At 72.4% G+C, this 17,266-nt stretch carries 14 protein-coding genes; 11 read left to right on the top strand and 3 right to left on the bottom strand.

Annotated features, from left to right (window positions below):
* Window positions 1-66 precede the first annotated feature (66 nt).
* From AB0E67_RS00235 to AB0E67_RS00205, 7 genes are all read left to right on the top strand, one after another.
* Complete coding sequence (locus AB0E67_RS00235; RefSeq protein ID WP_362018933.1) at window positions 67-2,013, top strand: acyl-CoA dehydrogenase family protein; 1,947 nt, start codon at window positions 67-69, stop codon at window positions 2,011-2,013.
* Window positions 2,014-2,154: 141 nt separating this feature from the next.
* Window positions 2,155-3,408, top strand: coding sequence for a 1-deoxy-D-xylulose-5-phosphate reductoisomerase (dxr, locus tag AB0E67_RS00230; protein WP_362018930.1), 1,254 nt, complete (start codon window positions 2,155-2,157; stop codon window positions 3,406-3,408).
* On the top strand, window positions 3,405-4,715 hold the full coding sequence (locus AB0E67_RS00225) for a site-2 protease family protein (RefSeq protein ID WP_362018927.1): 1,311 nt from the start codon (window positions 3,405-3,407) through the stop codon (window positions 4,713-4,715). Before dxr ends, AB0E67_RS00225 begins: the two co-directional genes overlap by 4 nt.
* A 193-nt stretch (window positions 4,716-4,908) precedes the next feature.
* Window positions 4,909-6,063 (top strand): flavodoxin-dependent (E)-4-hydroxy-3-methylbut-2-enyl-diphosphate synthase, encoded by a 1,155-nt coding sequence (gene ispG / locus AB0E67_RS00220; RefSeq protein ID WP_362018924.1) that lies wholly within the window; start codon window positions 4,909-4,911, stop codon window positions 6,061-6,063.
* 232 nt (window positions 6,064-6,295) lie between these two features.
* Window positions 6,296-7,141, top strand: coding sequence for a GNAT family N-acetyltransferase (locus AB0E67_RS00215; protein WP_362018921.1), 846 nt, complete (start codon window positions 6,296-6,298; stop codon window positions 7,139-7,141).
* Between the two features lie 91 nt (window positions 7,142-7,232).
* Window positions 7,233-7,802: a GNAT family N-acetyltransferase gene (locus tag AB0E67_RS00210; RefSeq protein WP_073791443.1), complete on the top strand. Its 570-nt coding sequence runs from the start codon at window positions 7,233-7,235 to the stop codon at window positions 7,800-7,802.
* A gap of 172 nt (window positions 7,803-7,974) precedes the next feature.
* Window positions 7,975-9,675: a proline--tRNA ligase gene (locus tag AB0E67_RS00205; protein WP_362018918.1), complete on the top strand. Its 1,701-nt coding sequence runs from the start codon at window positions 7,975-7,977 to the stop codon at window positions 9,673-9,675.
* 153 nt (window positions 9,676-9,828) lie between these two features.
* Here AB0E67_RS00205 and AB0E67_RS00200 read toward each other — a convergent pair whose 3' ends face one another.
* Genes AB0E67_RS00200 through AB0E67_RS00190 form a run of 3 tightly spaced genes read right to left on the bottom strand, consistent with a single transcriptional unit; the run spans window position 9,829 to window position 11,805 of the window.
* Window positions 9,829-10,728 (bottom strand): aminoglycoside phosphotransferase family protein, encoded by a 900-nt coding sequence (locus AB0E67_RS00200; RefSeq protein WP_362018915.1) that lies wholly within the window; start codon window positions 10,726-10,728, stop codon window positions 9,829-9,831.
* Window positions 10,729-10,756: 28 nt separating this feature from the next.
* Window positions 10,757-11,266: a ferritin-like domain-containing protein gene (locus AB0E67_RS00195; protein ID WP_362021310.1), complete on the bottom strand. Its 510-nt coding sequence runs from the start codon at window positions 11,264-11,266 to the stop codon at window positions 10,757-10,759.
* Between the two features lie 14 nt (window positions 11,267-11,280).
* The gene (locus AB0E67_RS00190) at window positions 11,281-11,805 is read right to left on the bottom strand and encodes a hypothetical protein (protein ID WP_362018912.1); all 525 of its coding nucleotides are present in this window, start codon (window positions 11,803-11,805) and stop codon (window positions 11,281-11,283) included.
* A 176-nt stretch (window positions 11,806-11,981) separates the two neighbouring features.
* Between AB0E67_RS00190 and rimP the strand changes: the two genes are divergently transcribed.
* The 4 genes from rimP to infB all read left to right on the top strand — a co-directional run bounded on the left by rimP (window position 11,982) and on the right by infB (window position 17,193).
* Window positions 11,982-12,479, top strand: coding sequence for a ribosome maturation factor RimP (gene rimP, locus AB0E67_RS00185; RefSeq protein WP_362018911.1), 498 nt, complete (start codon window positions 11,982-11,984; stop codon window positions 12,477-12,479).
* A 2-nt stretch (window positions 12,480-12,481) separates the two neighbouring features.
* Window positions 12,482-13,522: a transcription termination factor NusA gene (gene nusA, locus AB0E67_RS00180; RefSeq protein ID WP_351520439.1), complete on the top strand. Its 1,041-nt coding sequence runs from the start codon at window positions 12,482-12,484 to the stop codon at window positions 13,520-13,522.
* A gap of 205 nt (window positions 13,523-13,727) precedes the next feature.
* The gene (locus AB0E67_RS00175; protein ID WP_199883403.1) at window positions 13,728-14,006 is read left to right on the top strand and encodes a YlxR family protein; all 279 of its coding nucleotides are present in this window, start codon (window positions 13,728-13,730) and stop codon (window positions 14,004-14,006) included.
* 148 nt (window positions 14,007-14,154) lie between these two features.
* Complete coding sequence (gene infB / locus AB0E67_RS00170) at window positions 14,155-17,193, top strand: translation initiation factor IF-2 (RefSeq protein ID WP_362018908.1); 3,039 nt, start codon at window positions 14,155-14,157, stop codon at window positions 17,191-17,193.
* The last annotated feature ends 73 nt before the right edge of the window (window positions 17,194-17,266 follow it).

The raw sequence follows: 17,266 nt of genomic DNA, 5'->3' as shown, positions 1-17,266 counted from the left end.
CATCCGCGCCCCCGCCCGGACCGGCCGCGTCCGCCCACCCCCACGCTGCGGCGAGGTGAGTTCCTCATGTCCGCCCCATCCGCACCCAAGAACACCTCCGCGGTCACCGAGCGCGAGGCGCGCCGGGTGGCCGAGGCCGCCCGCGAACAGGACTGGCACAAGCCCAGTTTCGCCAAGGAACTCTTCCTCGGGCGCTTCCGGCTCGACCTGATCCACCCGCACCCGCTGCCGTCCCCGGACGACGTCCGGCGCGGCGAGGCGTTCCTCGCCCGGCTGCGCGAGTTCTGCGAGACCGAGGTCGACGGCGCCCTCATCGAGCGCGAGGCCCGGATCCCCGACGAGGTCATCAACGGCCTCAGGGAACTCGGCGCGCTCGGGATGAAGATCGAACCGAAGTACGGCGGACTCGGGCTGACCCAGCTCTACTACAACAAGGCCCTCACGCTGGTCGGCTCGGTCAGCCCGGCGCTCGGCGCGCTGCTCTCCGCCCACCAGTCCATCGGCGTACCGCAGCCGCTGAAGCTCTTCGGCACCCAGGAGCAGAAGGACGCGTTCCTGCCCCGGCTGGCGAGCACCGACATCTCGGCGTTCCTGCTCACCGAACCCGACGTCGGCTCCGACCCGGCCCGGCTGGCCGCCTCGGCGGTCCCGGACGGCCAGGACTACGTCCTCGACGGCGTGAAGCTGTGGACCACCAACGGCGTCGTCGCCGACCTGCTCGTCGTGATGGCCCGCGTCCCCGAGTCCGACGGCCACAAGGGCGGTATCACCGCGTTCGTCGTCGAGGCGGACTCCCCGGGCATCACCGTCGAGCACCGCAACGCCTTCATGGGCCTGCGCGGTATCGAGAACGGTGTCACCCGCTTCCACCGCGTCCGGGTCCCGGCCGCGAACCGCATCGGACCCGAGGGCGCCGGGCTCAGGATCGCCCTCACCACGCTCAACACCGGACGGCTCTCGCTGCCCGCCATGTGCGTCGGCGCCGGGAAATGGTGCCTCACGATCGCCCGCGAGTGGTCGGCGGTGCGCGAACAGTGGGGCCGCCCGGTCGCCCGGCACGAGGCCGTCGGCGCCAAGATCTCCTACATCGCCGCGACCACCTTCGCCCTGGAGGCGATGGTCGACCTCGCCTCCCAGATGGCCGACGAGAACCGCAACGACATCCGGATCGAGGCGGCCCTCGCCAAGCTGTACGGCTCCGAGACGGGCTGTCTGATGGCCGACGAACTCGTCCAGATCCGCGGCGGACGGGGCTTCGAGACCGCCGCGTCCCTCGCCGCCCGCGGCGAACGCGCCGTCCCCGCCGAGCAGCTCCTGCGCGACCTGCGGATCAACCGGATCTTCGAGGGCTCCACCGAGATCATGCACCTGCTGATCGCCCGGGAGGCCGTCGACGCCCACCTGAAGGTCGCCGGGGACATCATCGACCCCGACAAGCCCCTCGCCGCCAAGGCGAGGGCAGGGGCGAACGCGGCCGGCTTCTACGCCCGCTGGCTGCCCAGGCTCGTCACCGGACCGGGACAACTGCCGCGCACGTACGGGGAGTTCACCCACCCCGGGCTCCCGGACCTCTCCTCCCACCTGCGGTACGTCGAACGCTGCTCGCGCAAGCTCGCGCGCTCCATCTTCTACGCCATGTCGCGCTGGCAGGGCCGGATGGAGACCAAACAGGGCTTCCTCGGCCGGATCGTGGACATCGGCGCGGAACTCTTCGCGACGAGCGCCGCCTGCGTCCGCGCCGAGCACCTGCGTTCCTCCGGCGACCACGGCCGCGAGGCGTATCGGCTCGCCGACACCTTCTGCCGGCAGTCCCGCATCCGGGTCGAGGAACTCTTCACCCGCCTGTGGTCCAACACCGACGACCAGGACCGGCGTCTGGTCGACGGCATCCTGTCCGGCGCGTACACCTGGCTGGAGGAGGGCGTCATCGACCCGAGCGACGACGGCCCGTGGATCGCCGACGCCACCCCGGGGCCCAGTGCCCGGGACGACGTCCGCCGCCGCGTGCGCTGACCGCCGGGTGGCCGGGCCGCTGAGCCACCGGGTCGCCGCCCCGCCCGATCGCGGGCTCGGCGGCCCACCGACCGGCCGCCCGGCCGGGCACGGGGGGACGCCCTGTCCACGGGCACGGCCGATGCGGCAACAATGGGGGGCATGAGCGACAGCCCTGCCCCCCTTGCCGACCCGCACCTCGTCTTCGATGCCGCGGAAGGTCGCCGGGATCTCGTCATCCTCGGCTCCACCGGTTCCGTCGGCACCCAGGCCATCGACCTGGTGCTGCGCAACCCCGACCACTTCCGCGTCACCGGCCTCGCCGCCGCGGGCGGACGGGTCGGCCTTCTCGCCGAGCAGGCGCATCGACTGCGGGTGCGTGCCGTCGCCGTCTCCGCGCCGGACGCCGTACCGGCCCTCCGCGAGGCGCTGCGCGAGCGGTACGGGGCGGGCGAACCGCTCCCCGAGATCCTCGCCGGACCCGACGCGGCGTCCGAACTCGCCGCCACCGACTGCCACACCGTGCTCAACGGGATCACCGGCTCCATCGGTCTCGCCCCCACCCTCGCCGCCCTCGGCGCGGGCCGCACCCTCGCCCTCGCCAACAAGGAGTCGCTGATCGTCGGCGGCCCGCTGGTGAAGGAGCTGGCCAAGCCCGGCCAGATCATCCCGGTCGACTCCGAGCACGCCGCCCTCTTCCAGGCCCTGGGCGCGGGCACCCGTGCCGACGTGCGCAAGCTCGTCGTCACCGCGTCCGGCGGCCCCTTCCGCGGCCGCACCCGCGCGGAGCTGGCCGACGTCACCCGCGAGGCGGCCCTGGCCCACCCGACCTGGGCCATGGGACCCGTCATCACGATCAACTCCGCCACCCTCGTCAACAAGGGCCTGGAGGTCATCGAGGCGCATCTCCTCTACGACATCCCGTTCGACCGGATCGAGGTCGTGGTGCACCCCCAGTCGTACGTGCACTCGATGGTGGAGTTCACCGACGGCTCCACTCTCGCCCAGGCCACGCCCCCGGACATGCGGGGTCCGATCGCCATCGGCATCGGCTGGCCCCGGCGCATCCCGGACGCCGCGCCCGCCTTCGACTGGTCGAGGGCGTCCAGCTGGGAGTTCTTCCCCCTCGACGACGAGGCGTTCCCCTCCGTGGGACTCGCCCGGCACGTGGGCACGCTCGGCTCCACCGCCCCCGCCGTCTTCAACGCCGCGAACGAGGAGTGCGTCGACGCGTTCCTGTCGGGAAGGCTGCCGTTCACCGGCATCATGGATACGGTCACGGCGGTGGTGGCCGAACACGGCACCCCCGCCGCGGGAACTTCGCTCACGGTCGCAGACGTCCTGGAAGCGGAGACCTGGGCCCGCGCCCGGGCCCGTGAACTCTCGGCGAAGGCGACAGCGGAGGCGCGCGCATGAGCATTTCGACGGTCCTGTTGACGATTCTCGGCATCGCCGTCTTCGTCATCGGCCTGCTGTTCTCCATCGCCTGGCACGAACTCGGGCACCTGTCGACCGCGAAGCTCTTCGGGATCCGCGTCCCCCAGTACATGGTCGGCTTCGGACCGACGATCTGGTCGCGGAAGAAGGGCGACACCGAGTACGGGATCAAGGCGATCCCGGCCGGCGGCTACATCCGCATGATCGGCATGTTCCCGCCGGGACCGGACGGCCGGCTGGAGGCCCGTTCCACGTCCCCGTGGCGCGGCATGATCGAGGACGCCCGGTCCGCCGCCTTCGAGGAACTCGAACCCGGCGACGAGAAGCGGCTCTTCTACACGCGCAAGCCGTGGAAGCGCGTCATCGTGATGTTCGCCGGACCGTTCATGAACCTGGTCCTCGCCGTCGGCATCTTCCTCGGCGTGGCCATGACGTTCGGGTTCCAGACCCAGACCACCGAGGTCGCGGGCGTCCAGAAGTGCGTGATCCCGCAGAGCGAGAACCGCGACACCTGCAAGAAGTCCGACGACGTCTCGCCCGCACAGGCCGCCGGGCTCCGGAAGGGCGACCGGATCGTCGCCTTCGACGGCCAGAAGGTCGACGACTGGGCCACGCTCTCCGAGAAGATCCGCGACACCATCGGCCCGGCCACCATCACCGTCCAGCGCGACGGCCGGGAGGAGACCCTCCACGCCGTACTCAAGGAGAACGCGGTCGCCAAGAAGGACTCCCGGGGCGAGGTCGTCCCCGGCGAGTACGTGAAGGCCGGCTACCTCGGCTTCGCCGCACAGACCGAGATCGTCCCGCTCTCCTTCGGCGACTCGGTGGTCCGCATGGGAGACATGATCGAGAACGGCGTCGACTCGATCATCGCCCTCCCGTCCAAGATCCCCGGACTGTGGGACGCCGCCTTCGGCGACGGCGAACGGGCGGCCGACTCGCCGGTGGGCGTCGTGGGCGCGGCCAGGATCGGCGGCGAGGTGATGACGCTGGACGTTCCGGCGCAGAACCAGGTCGCGATGATGCTGTTCCTGCTGGCGGGCTTCAACCTCTCGCTGTTCCTCTTCAACATGCTGCCGCTGCTGCCGCTCGACGGCGGACACATCGCCGGGGCGCTCTGGGAGGCGCTGCGCCGCAACGTGGCCCGGGTCTTCCGGAGGCCCGACCCCGGCCCCTTCGACGTGGCCAAGCTGATGCCGGTCGCCTACGTCGTGGCGGGCGTCTTCATCTGCTTCACGCTGCTGGTGCTGGTCGCCGACATCGTGAACCCGGTCAAGATCACCTGACCGGCCGCAGCGCCCCGGAGGACCGGCCGGTGCACCGACGGTGACGGCCCGGCACACAGCGTGTGTCCGGGCCGTACCGGAACGCGGCGCTCCAAGATGCGGTGTGCTCCGGGGCGCTCCCGGTGCCGTAATCTCGAAGTTCGGAGCCCGCCGAACTCGGGACCTCGATCCACACCTTGGGGATGCTCAGCGCATGACTGCGATTTCTCTCGGAATGCCGTCCGTTCCGACCAAGCTCGCCGACCGGAGGGTCAGCCGCCAGATCCAGGTCGGGTCGGTCGCGGTGGGCGGGGACGCGCCGGTGTCGGTGCAGTCGATGACCACGACCCGTACGGCGGACGTGGGCGCGACGCTGCAGCAGATCGCGGAGCTGACGGCGTCGGGCTGCCAGATCGTGCGCGTGGCGTGCCCGACGCAGGACGACGCGGACGCGCTCGCGACCATCGCGAGGAAGTCGCAGATCCCGGTGATCGCGGACATCCACTTCCAGCCGAAGTACGTCTTCGCGGCCATCGAGGCCGGATGCGCCGCGGTCCGGGTGAACCCGGGCAACATCAAGAAGTTCGACGACCAGGTCAAGGAGATCGCCAAGGCGGCGAAGGACCACGGCACCCCGATCCGCATCGGTGTGAACGCGGGCTCCCTGGACCGCCGTCTGCTCCAGAAGTACGGCAAGGCGACCCCCGAGGCGCTCGTCGAGTCCGCGCTGTGGGAGGCGTCCCTCTTCGAGGAGCACGACTTCCGCGAGATCAAGATCTCGGTGAAGCACAACGACCCGGTGGTCATGGTGAACGCCTACCGCCTGCTCGCCGAGAAGTGCGACTACCCGCTGCACCTCGGCGTCACGGAGGCCGGCCCCGCCTTCCAGGGCACGATCAAGTCGGCGGTCGCCTTCGGTGCCCTGCTCTCCGAGGGCATCGGCGACACCATCCGCGTCTCCCTCTCGGCCCCGCCGGTCGAGGAGATCAAGGTCGGCAACCAGATCCTGGAGTCGCTCAACCTCAGGCCCCGCCGCCTGGAGATCGTCTCCTGCCCGTCCTGCGGCCGCGCCCAGGTCGACGTCTACAAGCTCGCCGAGGAGGTCACGGCCGGCCTCGACGGCATGGAGGTCCCGCTGCGCGTAGCCGTGATGGGCTGTGTCGTCAACGGTCCCGGCGAGGCCCGCGAGGCCGACCTGGGCGTGGCCTCGGGCAACGGCAAGGGCCAGATCTTCGTGAAGGGCGAGGTCATCAAGACCGTGCCCGAGTCGAAGATCGTCGAGACCCTGATCGAAGAGGCCATGAAGATCGCCGAGCAGATGGAGAAGGACGGCATCGCCTCCGGCGAGCCCGAGGTCTCCGTCGGCTGAGCCCCCGGCCCGGCCGCCGGGACCCGCACGCACCCGCGTCGGGAGCACCCGGGCACGGCCGCCGGGACCCCGCGCACCACGGCGCCCCGCCGGACGGACATCCGACCCGCGGGGCGCCGCGCCGTGACCGGACCCGCCCCGTGCCGCGGCCCCGGTCCCCCTCAGGGGCGGCGCCGCACAGCCTCTTTGGGTACAGTGCGGAAATCAGCAGACCGCATGGTGAGGCCCCCTCGTGTTGACGCAGACGACCACCCGGGTCCTCGAACCCAGCGACCTCGGCGCCGCTCTCGCCGTACTGGAGAGCGACCCCGTCGCCAACGCCTTCGTGACGTCCCGGGTCCGGATCGCGGGACTCGACCCCTGGCGGCTCGGCGGCGAGATGTGGGGCTGGTACGCCGACGGACGGCTGCGCTCGCTGTGCTACTCCGGCGCCAATCTCGTACCGATCTGCGCGGGCCCGGAGGCCGTCCGGGCCTTCGCCGACCGCGCCCGCCGGGCCGGCCGCCGCTGCTCCTCGATCGTCGGCCCCGCCGAACCCACCGCGCGGCTGTGGCAGCTGCTCGAACCCGGCTGGGGACCGGCCCGCGAGGTCCGCGCCCACCAGCCGCTCATGGTCACCGAGAGCCCGTCCGCCGACATCGCCCCCGACCCCCTGGTCCGCCGCATCCGCAAGGACGAGATGGACGTCCTGATGCCGGCCTGCGTGGCGATGTTCACCGAAGAGGTCGGCGTCTCCCCGCTCGCGGGCGACGGCGGACTCCTCTACCAGGCACGCGTCGCCGAACTCATCGGCGCCGGCCGCTCGTTCGCCCGGATCGAGGACGGCAAGGTCGTCTTCAAGGCGGAGATCGGCGCGGCCACCCCGCAGGCCTGCCAGATCCAGGGCGTCTGGGTCGCCCCCGAACACCGCGGACGTGGCCTCTCGGAGACGGGGATGGCGGCGGTCCTGCGCTACGCCCTGGCCGATGTCGCCCCCGTCGTCAGCCTCTACGTGAACGACTTCAACACCCCCGCCCGCCGGGCGTACGCCCGGGTCGGCTTTCGCGAGACCGGTTCGTTCATGAGCGTGCTGTTCTGACCGGCCGGCCGCCGACGGCGTGGGCGCGCGGACGCCGGGGCCCGGCACCCGGCCGTACCGCCCGTCCCTCCGGGGCCAGTAGGGTCGGCCCATGGCAGCAGTTCCCGGGGACGGCCCCCGCACTCCCAGCGTCCGGATCGGCCCGGTCGATCTCGCCGCACGCGTGGACGAGGCGCTCGCCGTCCAGGCCGTCGCCTTCGGCCTCGGTCCGGAGGAGGTCGAGGTACGCCGCCACATCGTCCTGCGGCACCTCGACCACCCGCACGCCCGAGCCCTCGGCGCCACCACCCCCGACGGCCGGCTCGTCGGTTTCGTCTACGGCATGCCCAACGAACGCACCCACTGGTGGTCCACCGTCGTCGAGCCCTACCTCCGCGCCACCGACTGCGCGCACTGGCTGGACGACTCCTTCGTCATCACCGAACTGCACGTCCTGCCCGGGTTCCAGAACCGCGGCATCGGCCGCTCCCTGATCACCACCCTCACGGACGCCGCCGACCAGCCCCGCTCCATCCTCTCCGCGATCGACACGGACAGCCCGGCACGCGGCCTGTACCGCAGCCTGGGCTACCGGGACCTGGCCCGGCAGGTGCACTTCCCCAGCGCCCCCAAGCCGTACGCGGTGATGGGAGCGCCGCTCCCGCTGCGCCGCGAGGGGTAGCGCCGGGAGCACGCGGGGCAGGAGCGGGGAGCCGCGCGGCGGCGGCCGGAGCCGCGCGGGGGACGGGCCCGGGAGCCGTGCGCGGGGCGGGCCGCGGCACCAATCGATTTCCGCCCGACCGGGCCGCCCGGCTAACCTCCTGCTCATCACCCTTTCCGAGCAGGAGTTCATCATGGCCCAGGTCCAGCGCATGTCCCGATTGATGATCAAGACACTGCGCGACGACCCGGCGGACGCCGAGACGCTCAACCACAAGCTCCTCGTCCGGGCCGGATACGTTCGTCGCACCGCCGCCGGGATCTGGACCTGGCTGCCGCTCGGCAAGAAGGTCCTGGACAACATCACCCGCGTCGTGCGCGAGGAGATGGACGCCATCGGCGGCCAGGAGGTCCTGCTCCCCGCACTGCTCCCCAAGGAGTCGTACGAGGCCAGCGGCCGCTACGACGAGTACGGCGCCCTGCTGTTCCGGCTGAAGGACCGCAAGGGCGCCGATTACCTCCTCGGCCCCACCCACGAGGAGATCTTCACCCAGGTCGTCAAGGATCAGATCACGTCCTACAAGGACCTGCCCGTGATCCTGTACCAGATCCAGACCAAGTACCGGGACGAGGCCCGCCCGCGCGCCGGCGTGCTGCGCGGCCGCGAGTTCCAGATGAAGGACTCGTACTCCTTCGACACCACGGACGAGGGCCTCGCCGAGGCGTACCAGCTGCACCGCGGCGCCTACATCCGCATCTTCGAGCGGCTCGGCCTCGACTACCGCATCGTCTCCGCCGTCTCCGGCGCCATGGGCGGCTCCGCCTCCGAGGAGTTCCTGGCCCCCGCCCCGGCCGGCGAGGACACCTTCGTCGACTGCCCCGCCTGCGACTACGCCGCCAACACCGAGGCCGTGACCTTCAAGGGCGCCCCGGCGGACGGCTCCGCGCACGGCCCGGCCGAGGAGCTGGACACCCCCGACACCCCGACCATCGAGACGCTCGCCGCGCACCTGGGCGTGCCCGCCTCCGCGACGCTGAAGAACCTGCTGGTCAAGGTCGACGGCGAGATCGTCGCGGTGGGCGTGCCCGGCGACCGCGAGGTCGACCTCGGCAAGCTCGGCGAGCACCTGGCCCCCGCCGTCGTCGAACTGGTCACCGCGGAGGACTTCGAGGGCCGCCCCGACCTGGTGCGCGGATACGTCGGCCCGCAGGGCCTCGAGAAGGTCCGCTACATCGCCGACCCGCGCGTCGCCCCCGGCACCTCCTGGATCACCGGCGCCAACAAGCCGGGCACCCACACGAAGAACGTCGTCGTCGGCCGCGACTTCGAGGTCGACGAGTACCTCGACGTGGTCGTCGTCGAGGAGGGCGACCCCTGCCCCCGGTGCGGCGCCGGCCTCAAGCTGGACCGCGCCATCGAGATCGGCCACATCTTCCAGCTGGGCCGCAAGTACGCGGACACCTTCCAGCTCGACGTGCTCGGCCAGAACGGCAAGCCGGTCCGGGTCACCATGGGCTCGTACGGCGTCGGCGTCTCCCGCGCCGTCGCCGCGCTCGCCGAGCAGACCGCCGACGAGCAGGGGCTGTGCTGGCCGCGCGAGATCGCCCCGGCCGACGTCCACGTCGTCGCGGCGGGCAAGGCCCTCCAGACGGAACTCGCCCTCGATGTCTCGGACCGGCTCGCCGCCGCCGGTCTGCGGGTCATGGTCGACGACCGGGCCGGCGTCTCGCCCGGCGTGAAGTTCACCGACGCCGAGCTGATCGGCGTCCCGAAGATCCTGGTCGCCGGCCGCCGCTCGGCCGAAGGCGTCCTGGAGCTCAAGGACCGCCGGACCGGAGAGCGCGAGGAACTCACGGTCGACGAGGCGATCGCCCGCCTCACCGCCCAGGACTGAGAGCCGGTCGGACGGCCTCAGGCCGCTCGAAGGCCGTCCGACCGGCTCCGAGCCGTACGGCACACAGCAGCCCCCGCGCGTCGCGCGGGGGCTGCTGTCGCGCACCCATGAGCTCCTCACGGCCGGGGCGCCGGGGCGCCCCGGCCCCACGGTCTACAGCCAGCCGGCGAACTCCAGCGTCAGCTCGCCCTCCTGGCGGCGGCCCGCCGCCAGCGCCCGGGTGCCCGACTCCACCGCGCGGAACAGCGTCCAGCCGCGCAGCCGCTCCCGGTCCACGTCCAGCGCGTCGGCCAGTTTCCCGATCCGGCGCCGCGCCGACGCCGGTCCCGCGGGCGAGGCGATCAGATCCTCGACGCGGTCGCGCACCAGGCGCGCGAGATCATAGGCCCGCTCGCCGACCAGCGGCTCGGGCCCGACCGCCAGCCAGGGCGCGCGCTCGCCCGCCAGGACCTTGCTCTGCCGGAAGTTCCCGTGCAGCAACAGGAGTTCGGGGGAGCGGTCGAGCAGCTCGTCGCGTGCCGCGAGCGCCGCGGAGACCAGCGGTTCCAGACCCGGATCGGCCGCGGCGCCGGCCCGCATCGGTCCCGCCTGGCGCGCGGTCCGCTCGGCGACCGTCTCGAAGCCGTGCCCGGCCGGCGGCTCCACCCAGAGCCGGCGCACCGTGCCCGCCGCCTCCAGCAGCGCCTTCGCCTCCGGCAGCGAGCGCAGCGACACCTCGGGATGCAACCGCTCCAGCAGCAGCGCGCCGGGGCCGTCGGCGAGCAGCAGCACCGCGCCCCAGCCGTTCCAGTGCGCCAGCGCCGCGCGCTCCTGCTCGGGCACGGCCCCGGGCGGGGCGATCTTCAGCGCCGCCGGGGTGCCGTCGGAACACGTCACCAGCAGGACCAGACCGCTGCGGCCGCCAGGGGCGACGACCCGGTCGACGGTCAGCTCCCGCCCGGTCGAGGACAGCGCCTCCTCGGTCAGTGCCGGAAGCCGCGCCAGCCAGTCGGCGGCGTCCCCGTACGACTCGCCGAGCGCTCGCACCAGCCGCTGCGGCGGTTCGAAATCCATACGTGCCTTGTTCCCTCTCGAAGCCTCTTCAGTGCGCGGAGCCGGAGCCGTTCCCCGGGCCGGCCCCGTCCCCGGCGGCCTTCATCGCCGCCCCGGCCGTCGCACCGGACCCGTCGGCGGCGTGCTCGACGAGGCCGGGGAACGGTACGCCGCTGCCCCGCCAGCGGACCGCGCGCACGGCCGACTCGCGCAGCGCGTCCGCGGCCTGGCGCCGCAGCGGCCCCTCGGCAGCCCGCACGAGGTCGGAGTACACGTCCGCGACCCGGTCCTCCAGCACGGCGGCCAGCCGGACCGCCGCCGCCGCGTCCGGCACCGTGAAGGGCAGAGCGTACGCGGGCCGCGCCGCCACCGGCTCGGCGCCCATGTCACGGAGCGACCGCACCAGCGCGTCCCGGCGGGCCCGGTGGGCGTGATAGGCCGCGGTGGCCTCGGCCCGGCGGTCCGCCGCGACGCGCCCGCCGACCACGCCGTAGCCGTACACCGCCGCGTGCTCGGCGGCCAGCGCCGCCTGGCCGGCCTTGCGCGTCGCGTCGCTCATGACGGTCCCGTCGTTCATGACGAGGTCTCCTTGGCCAGGTCGGTCAGCAGATAGGCATGGGCCGCGCCGGCCGCCGCGATCGACGCGAGCAGCCGGGCCAGTTCCGGCGGCGCCTCCATGAGCGACGCCAGGTGCGCGTCGGCCGTGCGGCGTTCCGCGTCGGCCAGTTCCTCGACGGCGGCCCGGGCACCGGTGGCGCGCGACCTCGTGGGCGTGAGCTCCTGTTCGCCGTCGGGGGTCAGTGTCCTGGTGTGGGCCCGCACGGCGTCGCGCAACGGCGCGAGCCCGGCGGCGATCACCGGATAGGCACCGACCACGTGCTCGTAGCGGGCCAGCAGTTCCAGGCTGGTCCGTGCGGCGCTCGCCCGGAGCCTGCGCTCCGTCCGCACGGCCCGGGCGATCTCGGCGGCGGTCGGCGCGCCGGCCCGGGCGGAGCCCTCCCCGTCCCCGTTCCCGCCGCAGCCGCTCAGGATCGCGCCCATGGCGATCGCCCCCGTCGCGGTCAACGCGCCTCTGCGCGTCGTCCCCGTGCGCCGCACTTGTTTCTCCTTCGGGGTTGGCCCTGTTGTGACTGGATCTGTCCTGAAGTGATCACCGCAGGCGAGCGTACCCGCGGTCGGGGGCCGGGAGGACGGCAACACCCCTCGGGACCGGATACCCTTTGACCTGACACGCGAGATCCCACAACAGCACACGCGGCCGAGGAGTCACCCGGATGAGCACCACCCAGAGCGAAAGGCTGCGCGGGCTGCTCGAACCGCTCGTCAGCGCCGAGCGACTGGACCTCGAGGAGATCGAGGTGAGCCGGGCGGGCCGCCGCCGGGTGCTGCGGATCGTCGTGGACTCCGAAGAGGGCGTGGAGCTGGACGCCTGCGCCGAGCTGAGCCGCGTGATCTCCCAGAAGCTCGACGAGACCGACGCGATGGGCGAGGGCGAGTACGTCCTCGAAGTCAGTTCCCCCGGTGCCGACCGCCCGCTGACGGAGCACCGCCACTACGTACGCGCCACGGGCCGCCTGGCCAGGCTGCACCTGCGCGAGGGCGGCGAGCTGGTCGCCCGGATCCTCGCCGTGGACGAGGACGGGCTCGACCTGGAGGTGCCGGGCGTCAAGGGCCGCAGGCCCACTTCCCGTCGGATCGCCTTCGACGAGATCGCCAAGGCACGCGTGGAGATCGAATTCAACCGCAAGGACAAGAAGGAAGAGGAGGCGTAGCCGTGGACATCGACGTGAAGCTCTTGAAGGGCTTGGCGCAGGACAAGGAGATCCCCTTCGACGTGCTCGTCGAGGCGATCGAGTCGGCCCTCCTCATCGCCTACCACCGGACCGAGGGGAGCCACCGCCGCGCGCGCGTGGAGATCGACGAGCGCGGCCATGTGACGGTGTGGGCGACGGAGGACCCGGCCGACCTGGAGCCGGGCCAGGAGCCCAAGGAGTTCGACGACACCCCCTCCGGGTTCGGTCGGATCGCGGCGTCCACGGCCAAGCAGGTCATTCTGCAGCGCCTGCGCGACGCGGAGGACGACAAGACGTTCGGGGAGTACGCGGGCCACGAGGGCGACATCGTCAGCGGCGTCGTCCAGCAGGGCAAGGACCCGAAGAACGTGCTGGTCGACATCGGCAAGCTGGAGGCCATCCTGCCGGTGCAGGAACAGGTGCCGGGCGAGGAGTACCCGCACGGCCTGCGTCTGCGCACCTACGTCGTCCGGGTCGTCAAGGGTGTGCGCGGTCCGTCCGTGACGCTGTCGCGCACGCACCCCAATCTGGTGAAGAAGCTCTTCGCGCTGGAGGTCCCGGAGATCGCCGACGGCTCCGTCGAGATCTGCGCGATCGCCCGTGAGGCCGGTCACCGCACCAAGATCGCGGTCCGTTCGACCCGCTCCGGCCTCAACGCCAAGGGTGCCTGCATCGGCCCGATGGGCGGCCGGGTGCGCAACGTGATGGCCGAACTCCACGACGAGAAGATCGACATCGTCGACTGGTCGGACGACCCGGCCGAGATGGTCGCCAACGCCCTGTCGCCCGCCCGGGTGAGCAAGGTCGAGATCGTGGACCTCGGCGCCCGGTCCGCCCGGGTCACCGTCCCGGACTACCAGCTCTCGCTCGCGATCGGCAAGGAGGGGCAGAACGCCCGCCTCGCCGCCCGCCTCACCGGCTGGCGCATCGACATCCGCCCGGACACGGAGACGGACGCCGAGCGCGACGTCGCCGACCGGGAGCGGTCGGAGCGGGCCCGTCAGCGGTCGGAGCGCGGCTGATCCGCCCGCCGTGGCCGGGCGGATCAGCCGGCCCCGGCGGCGGGACGGTGTCCGGAGGCGGTGACGACGGGACGGGAGCGCCGGCGCCGGGTGATTTCGCGCGGGCCGCGGGAATAATCCCCGGGCGGCGTACCGCTGTGACAACAACATGCGTTCGATTTTTGCCCCAAAGGGGTGAGGTCGACGTGGGGAGGTAGACTTGGACGTGTCTGGCCGGACGCATGCCCGCGCGTGCCCTGAGCGAACCTGCGTGGGATGCCGGGAGCGGGCGGCCAAGCACGAGCTGCTGCGCATCGTCGCGGACGGGGACGCCTGCGTCCCCGATCCTCGCGGTACGCTGCCCGGCCGGGGTGCGTACGTACACCCCGTCTCTGTCTGTCTGGACCTGGCGGTTCGCCGCCGGGCGTTCCCCCGGGCCTTCAAGGCCAAGGGGCCGTTCGACACCACCGCACTGCGGGGGTTCGTCGAGCGGGCGACACCGTAAGAAGTGAACGGCACGGAAAACCCCGTGCGGTCAGGTACCTCGCGAGTTGGAAGTAGGTCGAGATTGCGATGAGCACTCGATGAGTACGCGATGAGTACGCCCATGAAGTAGCGACGGTCCGGCGGTAACCGGACCTAAAAGGAGCGAAGTGGCTAAGGTCCGGGTATACGAACTCGCCAAGGAGTTCGGTGTGGAGAGCAAGGTCGTCATGGCCAAGCTCCAGGAACTCGGTGAATTCGTCCGTTCGGCGTCCTCGACGATCGAGGCGCCGGTTGTACGCAAGTTGACTGACGCACTGCAGGGGCCCGGCGGCAGCGCCGGCAAGCCCGCTGCCAAGCCTGGCGCGCCCCGCAAGGCGACGCCTGCCAAGCCCTCGGCGCCCTCTCCGGCCGCCGCGGCACGTCCCGCTGCCCCGAAGCCCGGCGCCCCGGCCCCCAAGCCGGCCCCCGCCGCCCCGGCGGGCAGCACCCCCTCGGCGCCCTCTCCCGGGCCGCGCCCCGGCCCGCGTCCGGCGCCGAAGCCCGCGCCGGTGACCCCGGTCCCGGCCGCCGAGTTCTCGGCCCCGGCCCAGCCGGCCGCGCCCCAGCAGCAGGCACCGCGCCCCTCCGGCGCCACCCCCGGCCCGCGCCCCGGCGCACGCCCGGGTCCTGGCGGCGGCCAGCGTGACGGCGGCCGCGGCGGCGAGCGTCCGGCCCGCCCCGGCGGCCAGGGCGGCCCGCGCCCCGGCACACGTCCGGCCGGTCCCCGTCCGGGCAACAACCCCTTCACGTCCGGTGGCTCGACGGGCATGGCCCGTCCGCAGGCGCCCCGTCCGGGCGGCGCTCCGCGCCCCGGCGGCCAGGACCGTCCTTCTCCGCGCCCGCAGGGCGGCCCCGGTGGCGCCCCGCGTCCCCAGGGTCAGGGCGCTCCGCGTCCCACCCCGGGCAGCATGCCGCGTCCGCAGGCGCCCCGTCCGGGCGGCGGCCCCGGTGGTAACCGTCCGAACCCGGGCATGATGCCGCAGCGTCCCGCCGCGGGCCCGCGTCCCGGCGGCGGCCCCGGTGGCCGTGGTCCCGGTGGCGGTGGCGGTCGTCCCGGTGGCGGTGGCGGTCGTCCCGGCTTCGCCGGCCGTCCGGCCGGTCCCGGTGGCGGTGGCGGCGGTTTCGCCGGCCGTCCCGGTGGCGGTGGCGGCGGTGCCGGTCGTCCCGGTGGCGGTGGCGGCGGCTTCGGCGGTCGTCCCGGCTTCGGCGGCCGTCCCGGTGGCCCCGGTGGCCGCGGTGGCACGCAGGGTGCGTTCGGCCGTCCCGGCGGTCCGGCGCGTCGTGGCCGCAAGTCGAAGCGGCAGAGGCGCCAGGAGTACGAGGCCATGCAGGCCCCGTCGGTGGGCGGCGTCATGCTGCCCCGCGGCAACGGGCAGTCCGTCCGTCTGTCGCGCGGTGCCTCCCTCACCGACTTCGCGGAGAAGATCAACGCCAACCCGGCGTCGCTCGTCGCCGTGATGATGAACCTCGGCGAGATGGTCACGGCCACGCAGTCGGTCTCCGACGACACGCTGAAGCTGCTGGCCGACGAGATGAACTACGTCCTCGAGATCGTCAGCCCGGAGGAGGAGGACCGCGAGCTGCTCGAGTCCTTCGACATCGAGTTCGGCGAGGACGAGGGCGGCGACGAGGCGCTCATCCCGCGCCCGCCGGTCGTGACCGTCATGGGTCACGTCGACCACGGAAAGACCCGACTGCTGGACGCGATCCGCAAGACGAACGTCGTCGCGGGCGAGGCCGGCGGGATCACGCAGCACATCGGTGCGTACCAGGTCTCCGCCGAGGTCAACGGCGAGGACCGTCGGATCACCTTCATCGACACCCCGGGTCACGAGGCGTTCACCGCCATGCGTGCCCGTGGTGCGAAGTCCACCGACATCGCGATCCTCGTGGTCGCGGCGAACGACGGTGTGATGCCCCAGACGATCGAGGCGCTGAACCACGCCAAGGCGGCCGACGTGCCGATCGTGGTCGCGGTCAACAAGATCGACGTCGAGGGCGCCGACCCGACCAAGGTGCGCGGCCAGCTCACCGAGTTCGGTCTGGTGGCCGAGGAGTACGGCGGCGACACGATGTTCGTCGACATCTCCGCCAAGCAGGGGCTGCACATCGACGAGCTCCTGGAGGCCGTGGTCCTGACCGCGGACGCCTCGCTCGACCTGCGGGCCAACCCGGAGCAGGACGCGCAGGGCATCGCGATCGAGGCCCACCTCGACCGCGGCCGCGGCGCCGTGGCGACCGTCCTCGTCCAGCGCGGTACCCTCCGCGTCGGCGACACGATGGTCGTCGGCGACGCCTACGGCCGCGTGCGCGCCATGCTCGACGACAAGGGTGAGAACGTCGAGGAGGCGGGTCCCTCGACCCCGGTCCTCGTGCTCGGTCTCACCAACGTCCCGGGCGCCGGCGACAACTTCCTCGTGGTCGAGGAGGACCGCACGGCCCGGCAGATCGCCGAGAAGCGTGCCGCCCGCGAGCGCAACGCCAACTTCGCCCGCAAGGGCGTCCGGTTCTCCCTGGAGAACCTCGACGAGGCGCTCAAGGCCGGTCTGGTCCAGGAACTCAACCTCATCATCAAGGGCGACGCGTCCGGTTCGGTGGAGGCCCTGGAGTCCTCGCTGCTCCAGCTCGACGTCGGCGACGAGGTCGACATCCGGGTCCTGCACCGCGGCGTGGGTGCGGTCACCGAGTCGGACATCGACCTGGCGACCGGCTCCGACGCCATCGTGATCGGCTTCAACGTGCGCGCCGCCGGGCGTGCGCAGCAGATGGCCGAGCGCGAGGGCGTGGACGTCCGCTACTACTCGGTCATCTACCAGGCGATCGAGGAGATCGAGGCGGCCCTCAAGGGCATGCTCAAGCCGGAGTACGAAGAGGTCGAGCTCGGTACGGCGGAGATCCGCGAGATCTTCCGCTCGTCCAAGCTGGGCAACATCGCCGGTGTGCTCGTCCGGTCCGGCGAGGTCAAGCGCAACACCAAGGCGCGCCTGCTGCGCGATGGCAAGGTCATCGCGGAGAACCTCACCATCTCCGGTCTGCGCCGCTTCAAGGACGACGTCACCGAGATCCGCGAAGGCTTCGAGGGCGGTATCAACCTCGGCAACTTCAACGACATCAAGGTCGACGACATCATCGCGACGTACGAGATGCGCGAGAAGCCGCGAGGCTGATCCGCGGCGGGTCTCCGGGGGGACGCCTCCCGGGGTTCTCCGCAACGTTCGGGGCCGGTCGACGGGTCGTATT

Origin of the sequence: Streptomyces sp. NPDC032161 (assembly GCF_040636995.1) — a bacterium.
GTDB lineage: Bacteria > Actinomycetota > Actinomycetes > Streptomycetales > Streptomycetaceae > Streptomyces.
This window is presented reverse-complemented; position numbering and strand designations above follow the sequence as displayed.

Bases quoted from the DNA above. Each gene is read 5' to 3' on its own strand.
- AB0E67_RS00225 (WP_362018927.1), top strand. From the start codon at position 3,405: ATGAGCATTTCGACGGTCCTGTTGACGATTCTCGGCATCGCCGTCTTC.
- AB0E67_RS00195 (WP_362021310.1), bottom strand. From the start codon at position 11,266: ATGAGCGACGCGACGCGCAAGGCCGGCCAGGCGGCGCTGGCCGCCGAG.
- AB0E67_RS00235 (WP_362018933.1), top strand. From the start codon at position 67: ATGTCCGCCCCATCCGCACCCAAGAACACCTCCGCGGTCACCGAGCGC.
- ispG (WP_362018924.1), top strand. From the start codon at position 4,909: ATGACTGCGATTTCTCTCGGAATGCCGTCCGTTCCGACCAAGCTCGCC.
- dxr (WP_362018930.1), top strand. From the start codon at position 2,155: ATGAGCGACAGCCCTGCCCCCCTTGCCGACCCGCACCTCGTCTTCGAT.
- rimP (WP_362018911.1), top strand. From the start codon at position 11,982: ATGAGCACCACCCAGAGCGAAAGGCTGCGCGGGCTGCTCGAACCGCTC.
- AB0E67_RS00200 (WP_362018915.1), bottom strand. From the start codon at position 10,728: ATGGATTTCGAACCGCCGCAGCGGCTGGTGCGAGCGCTCGGCGAGTCG.
- AB0E67_RS00205 (WP_362018918.1), top strand. From the start codon at position 7,975: ATGGCCCAGGTCCAGCGCATGTCCCGATTGATGATCAAGACACTGCGC.
- AB0E67_RS00210 (WP_073791443.1), top strand. From the start codon at position 7,233: ATGGCAGCAGTTCCCGGGGACGGCCCCCGCACTCCCAGCGTCCGGATC.